Origin of the sequence: Shewanella frigidimarina NCIMB 400 (genome assembly GCF_000014705.1) — a bacterium.
GTDB classification, from domain to species: domain Bacteria; phylum Pseudomonadota; class Gammaproteobacteria; order Enterobacterales; family Shewanellaceae; genus Shewanella; species Shewanella frigidimarina.
Window position 1 is genome coordinate 1,287,458 of record NC_008345.1, and the last position, 21,269, is coordinate 1,308,726.

Genomic DNA, 21,269 nt, shown 5'->3' on the forward strand with positions numbered 1-21,269 from the left:
TACATTTGATCGATTATTCAAAAAATACTTGAATGTGCATTCAATTAAGATTAATCTTGAATGCATATTCAAGAAAGGAGATCGTCCCATGACGGCAAGTTTATTTACACCATACAAACTCAATGACACCCTAACATTATCAAACAAGATTTTAATGGCACCATTAACGCGTTGTATGGCGGATGATGATCTTGTTCCTACTCAAGCTATTGCAGACTATTATGCTCGCCGTGCTGAAGCGGGTTTGATTATCAGTGAAGCGACAATTATCCGTCCAGATGCACAAGGTTACCCAAATACCCCTGGTTTATTTACTCCAGCTCAAATTGACGGCTGGCGCGTAGTGACCGATGCGGTGCACAAAAATGACGGCAAAATTTTTGCTCAGCTTTGGCACACTGGCCGTGTAGCACATCCACACTTTTTTGATGGTGGCGACGTATTATCTGCTTCTGCACAAGCTGTTGAAGGTACTGTGCCTAGAATGCGCGAATTAGTTTACCAAACGCCAAAGGCTGCCACGTTAGATGATATTAAGCAGTTAGTTGTTGATTATGCTCAAGCAGCTGCAAATGCGATTGATGCTGGTTTTGATGGTGTCGAGATTCATGGTGCTAATGGTTATTTAATTGATCAATTCTTACATCATGACAGTAACCGTCGTGAGGACGAATACGGCCAAACCCCTGAAAACATGTCACGTTTTGCTTTAGAAGTGGTTGACGCCATTGTTGCCAGAATTGGCGCAGATCGCACCGCTATTCGCGTTTCTCCAGGAGCCTATTTCAATATGGCTACCGATCCACGCGACCGTGACGTGTTTGACTACTTGTTACCTGAGTTAGCTAAACGCAATTTAGCATTTTTACATGGCGGTATTTTTGACGATTCAATGCAGTTTGATTACTTAGGTGGCAGCATATCGACCTACCTACGCAGTGTTTACACTGGCACCTTAGTGGGTGTAGGTAGCTACACCGCCGAAACGGGTAGTGCAGCCATTACCGACAACAAGTTTGATTTGTTGGCTATTGGCCGTCCATTTATTGCTAATCCAGATTATGTGGCAAAAGTACGTGATGGCGGCGAATTAGTGGCATACGCCGATACCATGTTAACGGAATTGATTTAACCTAGTTTGTTGTTTTACGTTACTGATTTCAGCAGAGGTTAGTAAAACGTAGTTTGTAGGAATCCATTTCTAAGCAGTATTTTCTATGTTAGAAATGGCGCTAAAGTCATCAACCCCAATTTTTGTTTTTTAGCATCCGTCTTGACCACAGCTTTTGCTGTGGTCTTTTTTTTTGGCAGAAATTTGTCTCAGTGGGTGCACTCTATTACTATGTCGACAATTTTCGGCAAAGAGAAACATGATGCAAACACTGCAACAATTAAATGATGGTTTGTTACTGGGTTATCAACGAGTCAATATCGCAGAACAACTGACGGAGTTTCCTGTAAAACTGTTTGAGTTAGCCGATACTCTAGAAGTACTCGATCTTAGCAATAACCAATTATCGTCATTGCCCGATAACTTTGCTGACTTGCATCAACTCAAAATCTTGTTTGTGTCGAATAACCTATTTGAACATCTACCAGCCGTATTAGGCCAGTGTCCAAAGCTCGAAATGATAGGTTTTAAAGCCAATCAAATTCGCACCGTACCCGAAACATCCATTCCAAAGCAAACTCGTTGGTTAATATTAACCGATAACCACATTGAGCAGTTGCCAGACAGTTTAGGTCAGTGTCATCGTCTGGAAAAACTCGCGTTAGCGGGTAACCGATTAACCGCACTGCCTAATAGTATGGCTAATTGTCATCAATTGGCTCTTATCCGTTTATCGGCTAACCAGCTTACCGCCTTACCATATTGGTTATTTGAGCTACCTAACTTAGCCTGGTTGGCTTTTGCAGGTAACGCGTTTAGTCATGTAGAACATTGCGATAATACTCGCGTACCTATAGTGCCATTAACCCAGTTTACGTTAGGTCAGTTACTCGGGCAGGGCGCATCTGGATTAATTTATCAAGCAACTCACCATACAGAAAGCTCAGTTGACACAAGCTTTAGCAGCGACGCTGATGTCGCAATTAAATTGTTTAAGGGCATGGTAACCAGTGATGGTTATCCAGCAGATGAGCTTGATTGTTGCTTAACCGCTGGCGAGCACCCTAATTTGATTAATGTGGTGGCACAAATTAATCAACCAGAACAACTGGGTTTAGTGATGCAACTTATTCCACCAAGCTACGGTAATTTAGGTTTACCGCCGTCGTTGCAAACCTGTAGCCGTGACACTTTTGAAGCGCAAACGGTATTTACCTGGGCGCGCATTACTCATATTGCCAGCCAAATGGCTGATATTTTGGCTCATTTACACCAAAATGGTATAAGCCATGGTGATATTTATGCCCACAACATCATGATAAATACCCACGATAACGTGCTGTTTGGTGATTTTGGCGCCGCCTCAAATTTAAAGCAGTTCACCCCACAGCATTTGCAATTAATGCAAGCTATTGAGATTAGGGCGTTTGGTTATTTGGTCGATGACATGCTAAACCTCATCGATAACCCAGACACACCACAAGCGGCAATGTTGCGCCAGTTAGTGCAAGATTGCTTGCAGCACAGTTCATCAACCAGACCGACTTTTAAAGCGCTGTTACCACGTTTAGCGAGCATTGCTTAACAGCTAAACACACTCGGGCTAGGGCATCATTAGGTTTAACCAGCCTAGTTGTTTCTTAGCTCGAGTAAATGGTTTTAGTTAATAGCTCTAATGAACAGCTCAAGTGAATCGTTCTGCGAATAAAAAATACTGAATATGGTCTTTAGCCACACACTACATTATAATCAAATTATCATGTCGTAATGAAAGGCTAGCCCACTGTGGAAAATAAAACTGCACGTTTTACTGTATTAATGGACCCGCTAAAAAAGCAGGCATTTGAACAACTGTGTGCTGCGCAAGATCTCACCCCATCACAAGTCACCCGTCAGCTTATTCGCGAATACCTCGAAAAGCATGATGTGAGCTTTGGTGACAATCAAAGTCGCCCTAATCCACAAGTAAAAAGCTAAGCTTCAATTCGCCTATTGTTAGGCTATTGGTGACACTAGTGGTAATTCCAATAGTCACGTTAGCAGGCTAGTGGATCAGCTGGTTTATCACCCTAGGGTAGTCAATTTGTGATAATGGCATTATAATGTTATTACAATATTCGGCAGGGTAGATGTTTTTCTATCTCACGCCAATCGATAAAGCCTGTCGAACTGCGTATTAGCGCTATTAACTTATTCGACAACTGCCAAGAACACAGAGAGTAAAGATATGAGTGATGTAATCCCGCCATGCCCAAAATGTGAGTCTCCGTACGCTTATTCAGACGGCACATTGTTAATTTGCCCAGAATGCGCCAATGAATGGAACCCAAATGAAGAAGTGGTTGATCCAGACGCCATCATTTTAAAAGATGCCAACGGCAATTTATTAGCAGAAGGCGACAAAGTCACCTTAATCAAAGACCTTAAAGTAAAAGGTTCATCACTCGTGCTTAAAGTCGGCACTAAAGCAGTGATCAACCACTTTGTCGACGGCGACCACGACATTGACTGTAAAGTCGATGGCAACGGCCAAATGATGCTGAAATCGAAGTTTGTTAAAAAACAAAGCTAATAACGATTGAACTAGTCGTTATAAGTGACCATTAATCAGCTTTAGGCTGATTAACAAAAAATCCCCGCAGGCAGCAATGCCAGCAGGGATTTTTTATGGACGCGGGTTCAAGTCCCGCCGCCACATCTGAACTGGTTCTTGTTGTTCCAAACGTTATATTGTTTAGAAATGCCCGAGTGCATGCTTACCCAGTTGTGCTCCCCAATGCAATCACTTCGGTGACACGCTGTAAACCCATCCATGGGCGCTCTGCGAAAACATCCATGTTGTCGATGGTCACAGCCGCGATTGCACCCGTGTCTCTACTATCTTCGATTCAACCTTGTTTGTAACTAAGCGCTCTAACTCATTTTTGGACAAAACCTTGTTAGAACGATTAATCAATTTATATTTTTTCAGATAAGGTTTTGTACTGAAAACTTCTGAGTAAGTGGTAAAATTCACAGCTCCACTTCACAATTGCACAGGCTACTGTTCACAACTAATACCTTCTACTGGTGAGCACGGCAGACTCTGCTGGTTAAATTGCCTTCTTCAGCGCAAAAAAAAGCCCCAATGATTGGGCTTAATTTAGGAGTGAATAAGTTAACAACATTAAACGCGACCTAAATTCGATTGGTCATACCTGTCCTGATAAGTTTTCTCTATTGGTTTTTTACACATTCACTAACAATAACTCCATAATTAGATATGTCTTTTCGCACCCTTAAGAAAATATTCCAAGTCCCCTTTATTACTTTTGCTATTCCTTTTACAACCTCACCACAAGAAATATCCAACCCACCACTCTCCTTTAGGGCTACATAGCTTCCAAGCCTAATTGATTTCTGATAGAGCTCTTTTGCTTTAGTTAAATTAGGTTGAACACCATGCCCGTAACGATAAATACGAGCTAACATCAATGTGGCTACTAGTCCGTCCATATTCGCAGCTTTCAAATACAACTGTTTTGATTTTATGTAGTCTTGATCCACACCTACCCCGAAAAAGTAAAGCCTTCCAAGAGCTGTATAAGCATACATGTCATCACTTAAATCAATCGCTTTTTTATAAAATGTAGCCGCTTTTGAAAAGTCTTGTTCAATAGTCGCTGTTGATGGCATTTCATACAGCCGCCCTATTTCAACCAACGCCTCATCAATTCCATTTTTAGCCATATTTTTATATAGATAAATAGCTTGGTCGTATTTATTTTCACTCACCAGACGTATTGCATCATCCCATAAAGACAGTTCATCATACTCTGGATGCATTATAGAGCCCTCTTCAGTTTATTCTTCCCCCAACACCAGATATTGAAACACATTAATGATATGGGGAAAAGTAAGCCAAATGAAGTTCTACTGAACTGAGTGGGTAATCGGCCCTAACATTGAAAGGGGCAAAAACGAGTTAGTTTTCTTGACTTGGAAATGGTGTGATTCAACTCTGAACTTGAGGACGTTGAAGAAAATAGCGTGAAGCTCACATGGATGTGAGCTTAGCTTTCGCGGTACAGGATGTACCATCGGAAGCGTTAGTATTTTCGAATAAGGCCGAAGCAGTCTGCAAATGCAGGTCAAAGTTAAATTTAACCCCATGGCGACCTTTTCGCTTTTCAGAAAATGTTGCGGGGCGGCTGGGTGATCCAAGAGGGAACAGCCGTTGGTTTCCTTTTGGTCTGGTGTGGGCGAAGCGCCACGACGTTAGTGGCCGCAGGCCATAACCTAAACAAGCTTTGGGGCATTTATGTGTTAGCTGATATGGACATTGCTATAAATGTTGATTAATCATGAGTTGAATATTTTATTGGCTGTCGCAACTTTGTCGCCATTAGACAAAGAAAAAAGGGCTTAGCATTGCTGCTAAGCCCTTTCGGTAATTGGTGGAGGCGGCGGGACTTGAACCCGCGTCCAGAAAGCCTACATCCTCGGCACTACATGTTTAGTCTCTCTTTTATTTAACCAAGCAGTCTCCGAAAGACAGGATGCTACTTGGTGAGTCCGGTACTGTTTCGCGGTTCACCCCCGGACGGAGTTCCCTCGCTAGCACACTGTAATATGACCATCAGAATCCACTGTCCACGTGCGAAACGTGTGGTTGATGGCTAGCTAGCCTAAGCTGCTAGAGAGTAGTTAGAGTCGTTTGCAACTATAACGGTGCGGCTTTTTACGAGGCCAACCGCCCCTCGACATGCTCCTTGGGTTTCGTGAATCCTGTCGAATCCAGAATCGCCCCCAATTGAGTTAACTATAACGCTTTGTTAGATGAATACCTAGTGTCCATTAACAAAATATAATCGTTTGTTCACTATCTGTTCGTTATAGGCCTGTGTTCAATAACAACTTATCAATTTTAATTGTTTCAGTGGCCTATCAACGAGATTAAGCGTTTTCTTTGTCTTTTTTCATTACACGAGCTTTTTCAATTTTCCACTCGCGTTCTTTGGTGTCTTCACGTTTGTCGTGATCTTTTTTACCTTTACCTAAGCCAATTTCAACTTTTACCCAAGCGCCTTTGCGCCAGTACATTGATAGTGGCACCAAGGTGTAGCCTTGACGCTCAATTAGGCCGGCAAGTTTGTCAATTTCACTGCGCTTTAATAGCAGTTTTTTGGTTCTGATTGGATCACATATTACATGGGTTGAAGCTGTATTAAGTGGTTGAATAGTACAACCATGCATAAAGGCTTCACCCTCTTTAATATAGACATAACAATCAGATAAATTTACTTTACCCATGCGAATGGACTTAACTTCCCAGCCCATAAGTTGTAATCCCGCTTCGATTTTGTCTTCTATGCGGTATTCAAAGGTCGCGCGTTTATTGCGTGCGATGCTCGCTGAGGCGTTTGCTGATTTCTTTTTTACCATTATTATTACCGTTCTGATTGCCGTTATTGACCTGAAGGATGGTGCTGGACAACCCGCAGTGAGCCCATTTGATAAACTCTATTATGCTAATACTATTAACTAATAGATATGGGGGAGATTTTTGATATTTCAACGATTATACCCAGTTTCTTGGTGATTGTGTTATTTCCAACGTGATTTAACGCTCTCGGAGATGCCTTTTTTATTTAACGTGATAAAATCGCACTATTGTATTAACGATAGTGATGTCAGATGCCCAAGATTTCCAAAAGTATGCTGGTTAGATTTAGTGCCTTACAGATGTATGATTTAGTCAATGATGTTGAATCGTATCATGCTTTTCTACCGGGCTGTGTCGGTGGTAAGGTGCTTGAGTTTGATGGTCAAACCATGGTGGCATCGGTTGATGTCAGTAAGGCGGGGATCAGTAAAACATTTACCACCCGCAACCAAGTGATCCAAGCTAAATCGATTTCACTTGAATTGGAAAATGGCCCGTTTAAGCACATGCATGGCTTGTGGAAATTTACTGAGCTGACTGAAGATGCCTGTAAAGTTGAATTTGATTTGGACTTTGAATTTTCAAACATGCTGGTTGATATGGCGTTTGGTAAAGTGTTTAAGGATTTGATGTCGTCGATGGTAATGGCATTTACCGATAGGGCAAAGGTGATTTATCGTGATTAATGAAACAGAAAAGTTCTCGGTAGATGTTATTTATGCATTGCCAAAACAGCAGAAAATTATTTCGGTGATGGTGTCGCCAGGTACCACATTCATTGAAGCGGTTAAGCAAAGTGATATTATTAAATTTTTTCCGGATATTAACCTTGAAGAGGTTAAGCTTGGGGTGTTTAGTCGTCAGGCCAAACATGATGAAGTACTCGTACCTGGGCAGCGTGTTGAAATTTATCGCCCATTAATTGCAGACCCTAAAGATGTTCGTCGTAAGCGCGCTGAAAAAGCTAAAGATGAAGGTCGTATTAATAAAATTACTGGTGCTAAAGTTAGCTAATATATTAATCTTAAATTTTTTGCTAAGCCTACCATGTTGAATTTAGATTGATTTTATTCCATCAGTTAATTTGAGCAGAGTTAACTAGATTGATCAAATTATAATATTAGAGAAATGTCGTAAAAAAGCAGGACTCTCGTGAGAGGTCCTGCTTTTTATTGGCATAAATCACATGTTATCGTGGTTTATGTTGGTGCATTATCATTTTCAGCTTGGTTTTTTAACGCAGGACGCTGCTCTTCAACCAAAGGTTTCGCATCTGGGCGAACTTCTGGTAATAAAGGCTTAAGATCTGGTTCGTTAACCGACGGCAATGAGCTTTGATCAAGCGGGGTATTAAATTCAGCACTTAAGTCATAATCACCAGCAACACTGGAGATCTTGTCGCCATTAAAATGAATGATTAATTCTTTATGGGTAATGCTGGCATCTCGACCACTTTTAAAATGATACACATAATACCAAGTGTCATCGGAGAAGCTGTCGCGCAATACTGGACGACCTAAAATATATTCTGCTTGCTCTTTAGTCATGTCGACACGAAGTTTTTCGACTTGCTGTGTTTCCATGTAGTTGCCTTGTGGCACGTCTGGCTTATAAATCAACCAATCAAACACACTGCATCCGCTAAGAGATAATGAAAGCGCTACTGCGCTTACAAGGGTAAGACTTTGTTTTTTGTTTATCATTGTCTGCGCTACTTCCTAAATTCTGTCGGTCATCATACCCAAGCAGTCCCTATGCTGACAAGGGTCTATTAGAAGATGTTGTGGTTTTGAGTCAATTTAGCGGTTGAAGTTCCATTTTCTTCGATAAATAAATTTAGAGTAAATTTTCATTTTTATTTAACGCTGTACAAAAAATGTTGGTAGGATGTTGCTCAATTTATGATTTAGATACCTTAGTTAACGTTTAATAATGTCAATCGCTATTAATACATAAGTCACTGATAATTTTTTTTAAGCTTTTATTTTGCATTGTAATTATTTCAAAATAAGAAACCATGATGACGAGACAACAATCACCAATAGCAACATTAACCAGAGCGCAAAAAGGCAACCTTGTTTGTGTTGGAACGGGATTACAACTAGCAGGGCAAATAGGCGCCTTAAGTTTGAGTTATATAGAGCATGCTGATGTGGTCTTTTCGTTAGTGCCCGATGGATTTTCAGAACGTTGGTTAATGTCGCTTAATTGTGATGTTCGCTCACTTCAACCTTATTATGCTCAACACGATGAGGTAAAAAATCGTCGTGATACTTATGCTGAAATGGTTGATGCTATCTTAGACGAAGTTCGCCTAGGCAAATTAGTTGTATGTGCCTTATATGGTCATCCTGGGGTATTTGCCTGCGTGGCGCATTGGTCCATTAAACAAGCCCGCAGTGAAGGTTTTGACGCTAGCATGTTGCCGGGTATTTCAGCTGAAGCTTGTTTGTGGGCTGATTTAGGCATTGACCCTGGTAATAGTGGCCACCAAAGTTTTGAAGCAACGCAGTTCATGCTTTATCACCATATTCCGGATCCTACAACGCATCTGTTACTTTGGCAGATTGCTCTTGCTGGTGAACATACCTTAACTCAATTTAGTAGCACTAAAGATAAATTGCAGATTTTGGTTGAACACTTAAATCAGTGGTATCCGCTGACTCATGCAGTAATTATATATGAAGCAGCAAATTTGCCATTTCAATCACCTGTTATAGAGCGCATACCGTTATCTTTATTGCCAGAGGCTACGCTAACGACGATTAGCACGTTGTTAATTCCTCCAGCGCGTCCGATGACACTTAACCATGAAATGTTAGCCAAATTAGGCATAGTGGAATCAGATATTGGCTAAGTATTTTGAATGGTTGCTGACAAATGAGTTAATTAGGAAATAGTATGTTTAAAACGACTATAATTTTATCAATAAGTTACGGGTGGGTGCTATAGAGGATAATTGATTCAATACTTATCGAAAGTGATGCAGTTTTTATTGATAAAAGATTTTAGTAAGCAATTTATTGTAGAGATTTGTCATAAAACAATTGGTTATGACGTTTTTTGTCGACGGGCAGACCCAGTAAAGTTAAAGTTGTTACAAATGATAATCACACAGATGTAAATTTAAGTCGTTAATTACAAATATAATCTAGAATATAAGGTTACGATATGTCTAACATGAATACATTTTTTACTAAGCTTGGAACTGACGCCGCTTTATTGGAAGCATATAAGCTTGATCCTCGTGGTGTAATGAAATCAAATGGATTAACACAAGAAGAGATTGATGCTGTGATGTCAGGAGATAAAGCACGTGTTAGCCAGTTGTCTGGTGATAAAGAAATGGCCATGTATATGATTATAAGTAATCCGACAGAGTAATTATTTTTTGCCTCAAATATTGATGTATTTTTTTATTATCATCGTGTTGCTTTTTAGCCGCGCGGCGATAGCTGGCAACGTCGATTATGATAAAGAACTCGACACTATAGAACAATCTTTGAAGACTGACATTGGTTATGCCATTGAAAAGATTGATATCGCGTTATCCTCTGAATCATTACTTACCTCACCACAGCATAGTCGTCTGTATATGTTGCTAGGTACAAAAAATCTTTATTTAGGTCATTTTCTCGAAGCAGATAAAGCTTTAGATAAAGCACTGACTTACGATCCACTCGGTGAAGAACTCACAAATATTTATTTATTGAAAACCACTGCAAATATAGGATTGAGTAACTATAAAAAAGCTTTTGCTCTTTTAGAGGACAACCTTTCTCGTATCGACAGTTATCAAGATCAAAGTATAAAAATAATGTCTTATATTCGTCTGATGAATGTGTATTTACAGCTTGATGCTTATGAGGAAATGCTACGTATAGCGCAATTAGCACTAAGTCTAAATCAAGGTAAAGACCCAAAAAGCGAATGTTTTTCGATGCTATATCACTCAGTGGCTCATTTGAAATTAACCCACTTTGACCAGGCAGAGGCATTATTTACAGACACCCAACTTTATTGCAAAAACCATGGTTTTACATTGATAGAGATTATGTCTATCAAGGGTAAAGCTAATGTGTTGTTTGATAAGGGGTTGTATGCTGAAGCAGAACCTTTTTACCTTGAGGCTTTAGAGCGTTATCAGAAGTTTCAATTTCAAATTGAAATTAACGAAATACAGTCTTATTTGAGCTCGATATATTTTCATCTGGGTGATTATCAACAAGCTGATATGTTTGCGCAGTTAGTTAATGCTTTACCTAATAAGCCTAGCAACATGCAGGTAAAAAAACGAGTTAGTGAAATATTGTCTTTAATTGCGGGTAAACGTGGTCAGTTTGATAAAGCATATCAGTATCAAGTTGTGGCATCTGCCCTTGGTCAGCAATTAATTGATGAACAGAAAATAAAAGAAAATGCCTATCAAATGGCTCGCTTTGATAGTGTGGAAAAAAATCGTGAGAATACTAGCTTGATCCAAGACCATGAATTACTGATGAAACAAAAAGATTTATTCATGAAAGAGAAAAGCTCATCAATTATGTTTTCAACATTATTAGTAGGGCTTTCTGTAGGTTTATTGTTGTTATTAATCTCTGCTTGGATGCAACGTAATCAATTTATGAAGCAAGCGCAGCGAGATGGATTGACAGGTATCTTTAATCGCCGCACCGGGCAAGAAATGGCAGAAAATGAATTTATTCAAGCTCAAATGCTTGGTGAGTCATTCTCTGTGTTGTTGATGGATTTAGATTTATTTAAAAATATTAATGATCAATATGGCCATGCTACGGGTGATTGGGTGTTAAAAAAGGTCACACATGTGATTGGTGATATGTTGAAGCCGACTCATATATTTACCCGAATGGGCGGTGAAGAGTTTGCTATCTTTATGCCAAAGCAAACTGAAGATATCGCGGTTGAATTTGCCGAGCAGATCCGCAATGCAATAGCCAATATTAACACTCGTTTCTCAGGACACGATTTTACTGTCACGGTGAGTTGTGGTGTGAGTAGTGTCGATAAGGATGACCTAAGCCTCGACCCGTTAATTCGCCGTGCGGATTTAGCGCTGTATAAGGCCAAGCATAATGGTCGAAATTGTGTCATCTGTTATAACGACACCATCAAATAACGATAGTTATCTAGCTTTATATCTCTCCCTGAAGTGTCTATCTTGAGTAAATCAACATATGCTAAACCAGCTTGTCACTTGTGATAGCGTCTAAACGTTGGCACTACACTCGTTGTTTAATGTTATTGTGCTCTGGTTTATGAATGTTAATCAAACCACTTATTTACCGTAATCTTTAGTGTATTGATTAGTCATAGGCTCGGTATAAGTGTGCCTTGTAAGTCGAACAGCGGGTAAATTGAATCGTGCAGGTTTGAAATTAATCTCGTTTTATCGTGTGATGTCATTTTTAATCGTCTGAGCTAAGGTTATGCATTTACAGTGTCTGCACCAAATTGCTTCAAGGAAAATCCTCCGTCACAAATGCTAACGGCATTTCCATTTATTCATCAGTTGCAACATTAGTTATTCAATTCATTACGTAGCGTTTGCGATACTTTGTTGCCACTCTATCTGAGCTAGAGCTGAATCATTAGCGATTTATCGACAGATGCCAATTAACATACAGTGAACTAAGCCTCGTTATTACCGACATATTCCGCCAGATCTGAGCACTGTTTATTACTCTTCGCTGCACCATTGTGGTTCTTAATTGCCCCATTTATGAAGTTTTTTCAATTATTTTTAAAAAAAATGCATTTTATTTAAAACAAACCAATCTGCTTGAGCTTGTTGATCGGGTGACGTAACTCACATTTCAAGCTATTAAAATGGCTTTTTTTGTTACGTTTACGTAAAGGTAAGTTTAAAACAGTTGTTTAAATTTGACGTGTAATTGGCTTTGGGTAAGCCTTTGTTTTTAATTAGTAAAATGTTGTTACGTATAGGTAAGCTAGAAACGTTGCAAAATTGTTTAATTCAATAGCATAGACTAAAGTTTGGTAAAGAAATATTTACAGTTGGTTTTTATATTACAACCTTTTTTACCATTATCATTTGCTGGTCAATTGGTAAGATGAATTTTACATGGCTACTTTAAAGTATAAGCTCTATTATATAAATATAATAGGTAACAGCGGCTTGTGGTTGTTAACTTGTGTTGGTAAGACCATTTTATGTGATCGGATGCACTGCTTTTTGAGTCGTTTTGGTAAAGAGCAGACTGTTGCAATTACAAACGTTTTTGGTTAGTTTTTAGTACGAAACAGACATTTGAAAGTTTTTGGTAAACAGTCAGCTTCAGTTAAATGTTATTAGAAATGGTTTACTTGAACGCTAATAAGTACAGCGATGATTTGGTACAGACAGGCGGGATAAATAGACAGTAGATAACATCACTACACAGTGAAGCATGACAATCAATATCAAAACAGACAGCATTTAGGGAGCCATTATTATGACGGCAGAACAATTAGTAGCTCAATACAGTAAGTCCACAGCAAGTCGTGATGATTCGGTTAAAACTGATCTCACGTTTATTGGGCCTACTGTTAATGGCCAAGAAGAAGTTTTTAACTCTGGTGCCGTGGCTTTCCTTGATTCGTTATGTGCAAAATTTGTTGATGAAGTACCCGAGCTATTAGCTAAGCGTAAGCAAAAACAAGCCCGTATTGATAATGGTGAGTTACCTGATTTTTTACCTGAAACTCGTGCAATTCGTGATGGTAATTGGACTATCCGTGGAATGCCTGAAGATCTCACTGATAGACGTGTTGAAATTACCGGCCCTGTTGATCGTAAGATGATCATCAATGCTTTAAACGCTAATGTAAAAGTGTTTATGGCCGACTTTGAGGATTCATTAGCACCGAGTTGGCAAAAAATTGTCGAAGGACAAATTAACCTTCGTGATGCCGTGCGCGGTGATATTGAACTAACTGTCCCTGAAACAGGTAAGCATTATTCGTTAAATCCGGATCCTGCAGTGTTAATTGCTCGTGTACGTGGTTTGCATCTTATTGAAAAGCACATTGAATACAAAGGCAAACCCATTCCTGGCGGCTTAGTCGATTTTGCTATGTACTTTTACCATAATTATCGTCAACTTTTAGCTAAAAAATCTGGACCTTACTTTTATATTCCTAAGTTAGAAAGCCATATAGAAGCGCGTTGGTGGGCGAAAATGTTTGCCTTTGTAGAAGAACGTTTTTGCTTACAGCCTGGCACCATTAAATGTACTTGTTTAATTGAAACATTACCTGCGGTATTTGAAATGGAGGAGATTCTTTATGAACTTCGTTCAAACATTGTCGCGCTGAATTGTGGCCGTTGGGATTATATCTTCAGCTACATCAAAACCTTAAAGAACTATCCTGATCGTGTGCTACCCGACCGTCAAGCGGTAACTATGGATACTAAATTTTTAAGTGCCTATTCACGCTTATTGATTAAAACTTGCCATAAACGTGGCGCATTAGCCATGGGCGGAATGGCAGCATTTATTCCTGCCAAAGATGAAGCAACTAACGAACTGGTATTACAAAAAGTACGTGGCGATAAGGAGTTAGAAGCTCGCAATGGTCATGATGGTACTTGGGTTGCTCATCCGGGTTTAGCCGACACAGCGATGAAAATTTTCAATGATTACATCGGTGGCGATAGAACCAATCAATTACACATTACTCGTGATGTCGATGCACCCATTTTAGCCAGCGAATTACTCGAGCCTTGTCAAGGCGAGCGAACTGAAGCGGGTATGCGGTTGAACATTCGTATTGCGTTGCAGTACATCGAAGCGTGGATCCAGGGCAATGGTTGCGTACCGATTTACGGTTTGATGGAAGATGCTGCCACAGCAGAAATATCGCGTACTTCTATTTGGCAATGGATCCAGCATGGTAAAAGTTTATCCAATGGCAAACTGGTCACTAAAGCATTGTTTAAAGACATGTTGAAAGAGGAAACGGCCAACGTGAAAAAGGAACTTGGCGCGGAGCGTTTTAATGCAGGTGAGTTCGCCAAAGCGGCAGAATTATTTGAACAAATTACTACCTCTGATGAGCTAGTCGATTTCTTAACATTACCAGGATATGAACTGTTAACGGCGTAATGTCGGATAACGATATTAATTACAACACTACTGAATTAGGCAAAGTTGAATGATTCACTTTGCCACCCTCATACAGGAAGGGGCGACACTATGACTACACAACTAACTCGTCAGCAACAGGTTGATGCAATTAAGAAAGATTGGGCTGAAAATCCACGTTGGAAATCGGTTAAGCGTCCTTTTACTGCTGAAGAAGTTGTCGCATTACGTGGCTCTGTTGTGCCAGAAAATACCATTGCTAAAATGGGTGCTGCAAAATTGTGGGAACTGGTTAACGGCGGCGCTAAAAAAGGCTACGTAAACTCACTGGGCGCACTTACTGGTGGTCAAGCTGTACAGCAAGCAAAAGCGGGAATAGAAGCGATTTACTTATCAGGCTGGCAGGTAGCTGCTGACGCTAACTTAGCGGGCACAATGTATCCAGACCAATCACTTTACCCAGCAAACTCAGTACCTGCAGTTGTGAGCCGTATTAATAACTCATTTCGCCGTGCTGACCAGATTCAATGGGGCAAAGAAGTAAATCCTGGTGATGACAATTACACTGACTATTTCCTACCTATCGTTGCTGATGCAGAAGCCGGTTTTGGTGGTGTATTGAATGCATTTGAACTAATGAAGTCGATGATTGATGCTGGTGCTGCAGGTGTTCACTTTGAAGACCAATTAGCGTCTGTTAAGAAGTGTGGTCACATGGGCGGTAAAGTCCTCGTACCAACTCAAGAAGCGGTACAAAAGTTAGTTGCTGCACGTTTAGCGGCAGATGTCAGTGGTGTTGATACCTTGGTTATTGCACGTACAGATGCTAATGCTGCTGATTTGATGACTTCAGATTGTGATGAATATGACCGTGAGTTTGTTACTGGTGAACGTACTAACGAAGGTTTCTACCGCGTTAGAGCTGGTTTAGACCAAGCTATTTCACGTGGTCTTGCTTATGCTCCTTATGCTGATTTAATTTGGTGTGAAACAGCTAAACCTTGTCTTGAAGAAGCGAAGAAATTTGCTGATGCCATTCATGCACAGTATCCAGATCAACTACTTGCTTATAACTGTTCACCTTCGTTCAACTGGAAGAAGAACTTGGATGACGTTACGATTGCTAAGTTCCAGCAAGAGTTGTCTAACATGGGCTACAAGTACCAGTTCATCACGTTAGCGGGCATTCATAACATGTGGTACAACATGTTCGATTTAGCCTATGACTACGCACGTGGTGAAGGCATGAAGCATTATGTTGAAAAAGTACAAGAGCTTGAATTTGCTGCTGCTAAGAAAGGTTATACCTTCGTATCGCACCAGCAAGAAGTGGGCACAGGTTACTTTGACCAAGTGACTACGTGTATTCAAGGCGGTAAATCGTCAGTAACAGCGCTAACGGGCTCTACTGAAGAAGAACAGTTTTAATCGTTAGTCCCAACCGTTTTACAAGTTTGGTCACTTTGTGACTGTTGTAACCCCGTGCGGCTCACCTACAGGTCGTACGGGATTTTTATCCAAATATAATGGTTTATAAGTCAATGCTTAGTTGTTGAACCTGATTGTTTGGATACTTCCTACCCGTAAGTTTTTTCCAACCACATTATTGTGATTGCGGCTCTTGTGAGCCGTTTTTTTTTGCCCAATATTTATCATTTATGTAGATGTCACTTTTGCACCCAAATGAACCCCGCTTATCTCGAACGACACTAGCTCAAAAATTGCAATTCCTGAATAAAGTGATGTAATAGCGATATAACATGTCATTTATTCGTTGTGCTAGCATCAGTGTGATTAATTCACTAATCAGTGGGCGCAGGGATATGAGTATTATTGTTTTACTTTGATACGTGAGCTAGCTTAAGCGAATAGCAATATCTACAAGACACCGTGATGAAATTGAGTATACTAAAAACAATGTTTGTTATATTTAGGTTAATTTTTGAAGGCGATGACTCAACAAAAAGGGGCTGATTACTGGACCAAGCGGATTAGTGATCAAGAAATGCCTGCATTATGTTCAACAGTGCGTGATTTAGAAAAGTTGGCAAAAGACGATGTGTCTTCGTTATCTTTGTTAGGTCGAAGTGTCATGCACGACAATGCACTCACCTCGCGTATTTTGCGAGTGGCAAACAGCGCCACTTACAATAAAGGTATTAATCCAGTTTCGACCGTAAGCCGTGCAGCGGTTGTATTAGGTTTTGATACAATTCGCAACATATGTATTACCGCAAAACTACTCACCAGTTTACTTGAAAATAAGCACCTGAGCGAAAGTGTCTATCAACGTTTATTAAAACTGATGGCGCAATCTTTTCAGGCGGCGATGCTCGCTAGAATGATGATGAGCGACCGTGGAGAATCGCTACGTGAAGAGGTATTTATTGCCTCGTTATTGTATCGGATAGGTGAAAGTGCTTTTTGGAGCATGGGCGGTGAATTAACCGAACAGCTTGATAAAAAGTTGTTAGCGACTGACGATAAAATTGAACAAAGCTCATTAATTCGAACTGAACTAGGTACCTCTTTTACCCAGCTGACCCAAAGCATTGCCAGAAGCTGGGGCTTAGGTGAAGTACTGATTAAGTCTTTAGCACAGCCAGACGAGCGCATGCCTGAGATCCGTTGTATTTTTTTAGCCGATAAGTTATCAGAAATCGTGTCACAGCCTAAAGTTAACGCTGAAGAGCTGCACAAACGCCTATCTCAAGCCGCAGAAATGTTAGACATCAGTGTGGATGAATTTACTGAAAAGTTTATCGATTGCAGCGAAATAACCCATAAATTAGCCATTGAATATGGTGCCAAAGCCATAGTGTCTTACTTACCTAATACCGCAGACGTATTAGAGCATGTCGACGCTCCTATTGAGCTCACTGAGATAAGGCAAACCAATCAAGGTTATCAGTTAAGTAAATTGAGACAATTAACCCATTATGCCGTGGTTAAAACTGATTTTAATCAAATAATGCACACCACATTGGAAGGAATGTTAACCGGCGTTGGTTTAGATAGGTGTGGTGTATTGTTACTCTCTCCAAGTCGTAAATTATTACAACCAAGGGTGATGATGGGTGATGGCGCTGAATTATTAAAACAAGCCTTTGTGATAGAACTAGACGACCCACGATCCGTTTTTACTCAATGTATTGGGCAAAAAAAGAGTGTGTGGGTAAATTCACCCACCAGTAAAGAATGCAAAGTTCAAATTGATGATGTACTCGTTGAACGCTTTTCTCAAAATGGCTTTTTATTAGCGCCGCTCTTTGTTGGACAGAAAGTGTTGGGATTATTTTATGCCGATAGGCAGGGTACTGGACGTCGTTTTGAGCAAGAGGATTTCGACAGTTTCACTCACTTTAGTGAGCTCGCTAATGTGTGTTTTGGAGTGTCGATGACATAGGATGGGTATTGAATATTTCCCATTCAATACAATCGGTCTAGAGAATAGCTAACTATTCACTATTATGGTGGTCATCATACTCGACGATGGCCACCATATTGTTTAACTGCTATTGCATGATCAAGCTGGTAATTCGTTTGGCTTTATCGTTTGGAATTGGAAAACTCAAATGGTATTGCGCTATTTTCCATCCTTCAGAGGTTTGTACCAACGCACCTGTACCCCGGCTTACGCCATATGCTGGGCTATAGAGCTGCTCGTCAAATACAATCGTATCGTCAATTTGTAATAAGTGACGCGACTTTAAATCGTAACGCCAGCCTTTAGTGGGTTTGGCATAATGTTCAAACTCAACCATATTCCAACGCTCTGAATCATCGGTACCAATAAACACCGCTTGTGGATGATAAAGGCTAAAATAAGTGGTCCAGTCAGCAGCAGCTGCACTTTCATGTAATAGATTTAACAAAGCGCTGACTTCTTGGCTGTCTTTTTCTGATAAGCCTTGGCTATCAATTAACTCATTTTTTTGGCTAATGTCTTTTATAATCGCTTCGCTTTCGGAGCTCACTTGCTGACTAATTTGTTTGTTTTTTTGCTCAGTTTGGCTCTGTTCAAGTGTTGATTCTTCGGCTTCAGTTGCATGTAAATCGAAGGCAGCCACTGTCGTCATTAACACGGCGATAAAACCGAGTCGGTGAATGATTGATTGCATAGTATTCCTGTTTATTTAGTAAATTATTATTATGCGTTTTAATACTTTTCTAATGCCAATTTATTGGGTCTAGCTGATAAAACTGGCTTAATTCTTTATACAATTGTTGATGCTGTTGGTAAAACTCCACGGGTCGTTCAAAAAACGTTTCACTTATCACAGCAAAAAACTCCGCCGGATTGGTCGCGCCGTAATAGTTAAATAATGACGGGATATGTTGTTGAGCGCAATACTGAAGTTGCTTAAATTCTTGCCCCAATGTGCTAGACCATGAGCGATATGAAGTAATATCGCGCAGTGGTGGTGCACCATTAGCCGTTCCATCTTCTTGATCAAGCTGGTGAGCGAATTCGTGTATCACAACATTGCTACCATCAAACGGATCGGCTGCGCCTTCTATAGTGCTGTTCCATGACAATACGACTTTACCATATTCCCAAGATTCTCCCAGCAACACATTACGTTGGCTTGATTGTACTCCCGCGAGATCCGTGCGGTTTTTCTCAACGATAAACGCGCTTGGATAGACTAAAATTTGTTTCAGTTTTGGGTAATAGTTAGTTTTACGATTGAGTAATAACAAACAAGCTTGGGCTGCAATTGTGACTTTTACTTCGTCGTTGATTTCGAACCCGTCACAACCGACAAATTGTTTCTCATTAATGAATATCTGAATATGCTTTTTGAGTTGAAGTTGCAAATCCGTCGGCATGGCTTTGAAATAAGGAAAACGCTTTTTTAATATATGACGCCATTGAGTGGGGAATGGTTTGCTGGTGATAATGTTACGTTGACGGTTGAGACGCCATTGGCTACTGACAATCCATGCCACAGCTGTTATTGATATAACGAGCAATATTACAATCGCGATCATAGAAGTGTCCTGGTAGTCGAAGAGGGCGTCAAGATTGATATTTTAAGCTTATGTATTATCTGAGCTTGCAATGTTTAATATGACTTGTTTATTTCATTCGCTGGCTGTTTCATTCCATGAGTATTTAATGGGGCAGTTTGTGAGTAAATTCAAGCTTTAGGAAAAACTAAATAGCAATGAGATTGATAAGTGAACACGTAGTTTGCCTAGCGTGTAGGTTGGCGTTTTGGATAAATAAAAGCACTGGCTAGCAAATATTAGTCTTATATTTACTGCCAGTGAAAGGGCGGGGATAAAGTGGTTGTCGTTGTGTTTGGTAAAAATTATGTTCAATTCACTATCTGTCTGCAAAGTTAACTATTGGTCTGTAAAGCTAACATCTAACCGTTTTTGTTGTTGTGGAGATAGACTAAAATATTGTGAAATCAACTGCCTGATCAGTTTTGATTTTGCTATTCCTCCCTGCTGACTTAATAATGTAAGCTGGCTTATTGCCGTTTCACTTAAGGTATAGGTACAACGTCTATAAGGTTGCTGTTTACTTTTATTGACCGATTTTATTGGCTCTACATGCTGTGGATATTTACGCTGTAAAAAATCGATTATATTGTTTTGCTTATCTGCATCGCTTGTCATTAGCGTTTGCTTTTCCTCATGTTGAGGACGGTTTTGACCAGCAGCATATAAATCGGCTGCAACAATAAAGTCATCAATTGATACTGCAATGTTATTGGTGCTTTTACATAACGAAGCGTTTTTCTTGAGATCGGCTAGTCCCATAATTTCCTCTCATCGGGGTCACGTTCGATGCAGTATTGCGCTGTTCAATGAGTTGCTTTGCATCAGTAATATCGAGTAATTCACAGGCAATACTGCGCATTTCATCAGCAGCTTTACCTTGGGGTTCTAACTCAAATACAGATAAGCCTGATTCTTCGCTGTCGTCGTAAATATTACGACAGTAGTTAACGGCATCTAATACATTAATGTCATAAGTACGACAGACATCTTTTGCTTCAGTAATTCTGCTTGCCTGGTTAGGTAAACTTGGGCATTGAGTGATCACAAATGATGCTTTCATTTTCGGGTTTATCATTAAACAAGTGGAAACGATATCGTCCATATGGCTGACGGTTTTTAAATCTCTGCGTTTTGGGCGCAATGGCATTAACACATAGGATGCCACTGACATGGTTGCTCTAAGCGCTAGATTATCTTGGCCACCACAATCGACAACAACATAATCATAATGCTGCTCTAAGCTGAGCAAGTCATTACGGATTTTTCCATACAGCTGCACGCAGTTTATGGCTGGTAATTTGGGGTTGTTGTTCCGAGCTTGGATCCAGTCTGACGTGGTTCTTTGCGGATCGCAGTCGACCATAATCACGCTCGCTTGAACTTCATTGGTCAGGAAGACTGCAATATTTTGCGCAAGGCAGCTTTTACCACTACCCCCTTTTTCACCACCAACTAATATGATCATGGACGTTACCCTCTCAATATAACTATCTTACACCGTTGAATGTAATTGATATCACACTGTAATAATGGATATAGATTTAGTCAATTAGCTGATTTTTGACAGTTTTTTATTAATGTCTTCGAGGCGGTTATTTGACTGTTTTGAACA

General features: G+C 40.1%; 20 protein-coding genes and 1 other RNA gene. 13 read left to right on the forward strand and 8 right to left on the reverse strand.

Features of this window, described 5'->3' with window-relative positions; translation table 11 throughout:
* The first annotated feature begins 88 nt into the window (after positions 1-88).
* From SFRI_RS05625 to SFRI_RS21520, 5 genes are all read left to right on the forward strand, one after another.
* Positions 89-1,132 (forward strand): alkene reductase, encoded by a 1,044-nt coding sequence (locus SFRI_RS05625; RefSeq protein WP_011636563.1) that lies wholly within the window; start codon positions 89-91, stop codon positions 1,130-1,132.
* Positions 1,133-1,373: 241 nt separating this feature from the next.
* Positions 1,374-2,696: a leucine-rich repeat-containing protein kinase family protein gene (locus tag SFRI_RS05630; RefSeq protein ID WP_041412829.1), complete on the forward strand. Its 1,323-nt coding sequence runs from the start codon at positions 1,374-1,376 to the stop codon at positions 2,694-2,696.
* Positions 2,697-2,896: 200 nt separating this feature from the next.
* Entirely contained in the window at positions 2,897-3,088 is a 192-nt protein-coding gene (locus SFRI_RS05635) for a ribbon-helix-helix domain-containing protein (RefSeq protein ID WP_011636565.1), read from the forward strand.
* Positions 3,089-3,338: 250 nt separating this feature from the next.
* Positions 3,339-3,683 (forward strand): zinc ribbon domain-containing protein YjdM, encoded by a 345-nt coding sequence (locus tag SFRI_RS05640; protein WP_011636566.1) that lies wholly within the window; start codon positions 3,339-3,341, stop codon positions 3,681-3,683.
* A 95-nt stretch (positions 3,684-3,778) separates the two neighbouring features.
* Entirely contained in the window at positions 3,779-4,015 is a 237-nt protein-coding gene (locus SFRI_RS21520) for a hypothetical protein (RefSeq protein WP_150099371.1), read from the forward strand.
* Positions 4,016-4,327: 312 nt separating this feature from the next.
* Here the strand turns inward: SFRI_RS21520 and SFRI_RS20985 are convergent, their stop codons facing one another.
* The 3 genes from SFRI_RS20985 to smpB all read right to left on the reverse strand — a co-directional run bounded on the left by SFRI_RS20985 (position 4,328) and on the right by smpB (position 6,535).
* Positions 4,328-4,936 (reverse strand): tetratricopeptide repeat protein, encoded by a 609-nt coding sequence (locus SFRI_RS20985; RefSeq protein WP_011636567.1) that lies wholly within the window; start codon positions 4,934-4,936, stop codon positions 4,328-4,330.
* 609 nt (positions 4,937-5,545) lie between these two features.
* Positions 5,546-5,901, reverse strand: a transfer-messenger RNA (tmRNA) gene (gene ssrA / locus SFRI_RS21210).
* 145 nt (positions 5,902-6,046) lie between these two features.
* Complete coding sequence (gene smpB / locus SFRI_RS05650; protein WP_011636568.1) at positions 6,047-6,535, reverse strand: SsrA-binding protein SmpB; 489 nt, start codon at positions 6,533-6,535, stop codon at positions 6,047-6,049.
* A 252-nt stretch (positions 6,536-6,787) separates the two neighbouring features.
* On the opposite strand from smpB, the gene SFRI_RS05655 reads away from it, so the two are divergent.
* Both SFRI_RS05655 and SFRI_RS05660 read left to right on the forward strand, forming a co-directional pair.
* Positions 6,788-7,222 carry an SRPBCC family protein gene (locus tag SFRI_RS05655; RefSeq protein ID WP_011636569.1) on the forward strand — a complete coding sequence of 145 codons (435 nt, stop codon included), beginning with the start codon at positions 6,788-6,790 and terminating at the stop codon, positions 7,220-7,222.
* On the forward strand, positions 7,215-7,550 hold the full coding sequence (locus tag SFRI_RS05660) for an RnfH family protein (protein ID WP_011636570.1): 336 nt from the start codon (positions 7,215-7,217) through the stop codon (positions 7,548-7,550). The genes SFRI_RS05655 and SFRI_RS05660 overlap by 8 nt, the downstream gene beginning before the upstream one ends.
* Positions 7,551-7,735: 185 nt before the next feature.
* Here SFRI_RS05660 and SFRI_RS05665 read toward each other — a convergent pair whose 3' ends face one another.
* Positions 7,736-8,239 carry an outer membrane protein assembly factor BamE gene (locus SFRI_RS05665; RefSeq protein ID WP_011636571.1) on the reverse strand — a complete coding sequence of 168 codons (504 nt, stop codon included), beginning with the start codon at positions 8,237-8,239 and terminating at the stop codon, positions 7,736-7,738.
* A gap of 314 nt (positions 8,240-8,553) precedes the next feature.
* On the opposite strand from SFRI_RS05665, the gene SFRI_RS05670 reads away from it, so the two are divergent.
* The 6 genes from SFRI_RS05670 (at position 8,554) to SFRI_RS05695 (ending at position 18,047) form a co-directional block, all read left to right on the forward strand.
* On the forward strand, positions 8,554-9,393 hold the full coding sequence (locus SFRI_RS05670; RefSeq protein ID WP_011636572.1) for an SAM-dependent methyltransferase: 840 nt from the start codon (positions 8,554-8,556) through the stop codon (positions 9,391-9,393).
* Positions 9,394-9,707: 314 nt separating this feature from the next.
* The gene (locus SFRI_RS05675) at positions 9,708-9,920 is read left to right on the forward strand and encodes a hypothetical protein (RefSeq protein ID WP_011636573.1); all 213 of its coding nucleotides are present in this window, start codon (positions 9,708-9,710) and stop codon (positions 9,918-9,920) included.
* Between the two features lie 7 nt (positions 9,921-9,927).
* Positions 9,928-11,673, forward strand: a complete 1,746-nt coding sequence (locus SFRI_RS05680) for a GGDEF domain-containing protein (protein WP_150099372.1) — start codon at positions 9,928-9,930, stop codon at positions 11,671-11,673.
* Between the two features lie 1,336 nt (positions 11,674-13,009).
* A complete protein-coding gene (gene aceB, locus SFRI_RS05685) occupies positions 13,010-14,662 on the forward strand; it encodes a malate synthase A (RefSeq protein WP_011636575.1) in 1,653 nt (550 codons plus the stop codon).
* Positions 14,663-14,752: 90 nt separating this feature from the next.
* Entirely contained in the window at positions 14,753-16,069 is a 1,317-nt protein-coding gene (gene aceA, locus SFRI_RS05690; protein ID WP_011636576.1) for an isocitrate lyase, read from the forward strand.
* Between the two features lie 523 nt (positions 16,070-16,592).
* Positions 16,593-18,047 carry an HDOD domain-containing protein gene (locus SFRI_RS05695; RefSeq protein ID WP_011636577.1) on the forward strand — a complete coding sequence of 485 codons (1,455 nt, stop codon included), beginning with the start codon at positions 16,593-16,595 and terminating at the stop codon, positions 18,045-18,047.
* Between the two features lie 109 nt (positions 18,048-18,156).
* Here SFRI_RS05695 and SFRI_RS05700 read toward each other — a convergent pair whose 3' ends face one another.
* From SFRI_RS05700 to SFRI_RS05715, 4 genes are all read right to left on the reverse strand, one after another.
* Positions 18,157-18,762 carry a nuclear transport factor 2 family protein gene (locus tag SFRI_RS05700; protein WP_011636578.1) on the reverse strand — a complete coding sequence of 202 codons (606 nt, stop codon included), beginning with the start codon at positions 18,760-18,762 and terminating at the stop codon, positions 18,157-18,159.
* 49 nt (positions 18,763-18,811) lie between these two features.
* Positions 18,812-19,636 (reverse strand): M90 family metallopeptidase, encoded by an 825-nt coding sequence (locus SFRI_RS05705; protein ID WP_011636579.1) that lies wholly within the window; start codon positions 19,634-19,636, stop codon positions 18,812-18,814.
* Between the two features lie 357 nt (positions 19,637-19,993).
* A complete protein-coding gene (locus SFRI_RS05710; RefSeq protein ID WP_011636580.1) occupies positions 19,994-20,416 on the reverse strand; it encodes a hypothetical protein in 423 nt (140 codons plus the stop codon).
* Positions 20,376-21,122 carry an AAA family ATPase gene (locus tag SFRI_RS05715; protein WP_011636581.1) on the reverse strand — a complete coding sequence of 249 codons (747 nt, stop codon included), beginning with the start codon at positions 21,120-21,122 and terminating at the stop codon, positions 20,376-20,378. Before SFRI_RS05715 ends, SFRI_RS05710 begins: the two co-directional genes overlap by 41 nt.
* Positions 21,123-21,269: the final 147 nt, after the last annotated feature.

Coding starts and splice junctions, on each gene's coding strand:
- SFRI_RS05695 (WP_011636577.1), top strand. CDS start 16,593: ATGACTCAACAAAAAGGGGCTGATTACTGGACCAAGCGGATTAGTGAT.
- SFRI_RS05665 (WP_011636571.1), bottom strand. CDS start 8,239: ATGATAAACAAAAAACAAAGTCTTACCCTTGTAAGCGCAGTAGCGCTT.
- SFRI_RS05655 (WP_011636569.1), top strand. CDS start 6,788: ATGCCCAAGATTTCCAAAAGTATGCTGGTTAGATTTAGTGCCTTACAG.
- aceB (WP_011636575.1), top strand. CDS start 13,010: ATGACGGCAGAACAATTAGTAGCTCAATACAGTAAGTCCACAGCAAGT.
- SFRI_RS21520 (WP_150099371.1), top strand. CDS start 3,779: ATGGACGCGGGTTCAAGTCCCGCCGCCACATCTGAACTGGTTCTTGTT.
- SFRI_RS05640 (WP_011636566.1), top strand. CDS start 3,339: ATGAGTGATGTAATCCCGCCATGCCCAAAATGTGAGTCTCCGTACGCT.
- SFRI_RS05625 (WP_011636563.1), top strand. CDS start 89: ATGACGGCAAGTTTATTTACACCATACAAACTCAATGACACCCTAACA.
- SFRI_RS05705 (WP_011636579.1), bottom strand. CDS start 19,636: ATGATCGCGATTGTAATATTGCTCGTTATATCAATAACAGCTGTGGCA.
- SFRI_RS05715 (WP_011636581.1), bottom strand. CDS start 21,122: ATGATCATATTAGTTGGTGGTGAAAAAGGGGGTAGTGGTAAAAGCTGC.
- SFRI_RS20985 (WP_011636567.1), bottom strand. CDS start 4,936: ATGCATCCAGAGTATGATGAACTGTCTTTATGGGATGATGCAATACGT.
- SFRI_RS05710 (WP_011636580.1), bottom strand. CDS start 20,416: ATGGGACTAGCCGATCTCAAGAAAAACGCTTCGTTATGTAAAAGCACC.
- SFRI_RS05675 (WP_011636573.1), top strand. CDS start 9,708: ATGTCTAACATGAATACATTTTTTACTAAGCTTGGAACTGACGCCGCT.
- SFRI_RS05700 (WP_011636578.1), bottom strand. CDS start 18,762: ATGCAATCAATCATTCACCGACTCGGTTTTATCGCCGTGTTAATGACG.
- SFRI_RS05670 (WP_011636572.1), top strand. CDS start 8,554: ATGATGACGAGACAACAATCACCAATAGCAACATTAACCAGAGCGCAA.
- smpB (WP_011636568.1), bottom strand. CDS start 6,535: ATGGTAAAAAAGAAATCAGCAAACGCCTCAGCGAGCATCGCACGCAAT.
- aceA (WP_011636576.1), top strand. CDS start 14,753: ATGACTACACAACTAACTCGTCAGCAACAGGTTGATGCAATTAAGAAA.
- SFRI_RS05630 (WP_041412829.1), top strand. CDS start 1,374: ATGCAAACACTGCAACAATTAAATGATGGTTTGTTACTGGGTTATCAA.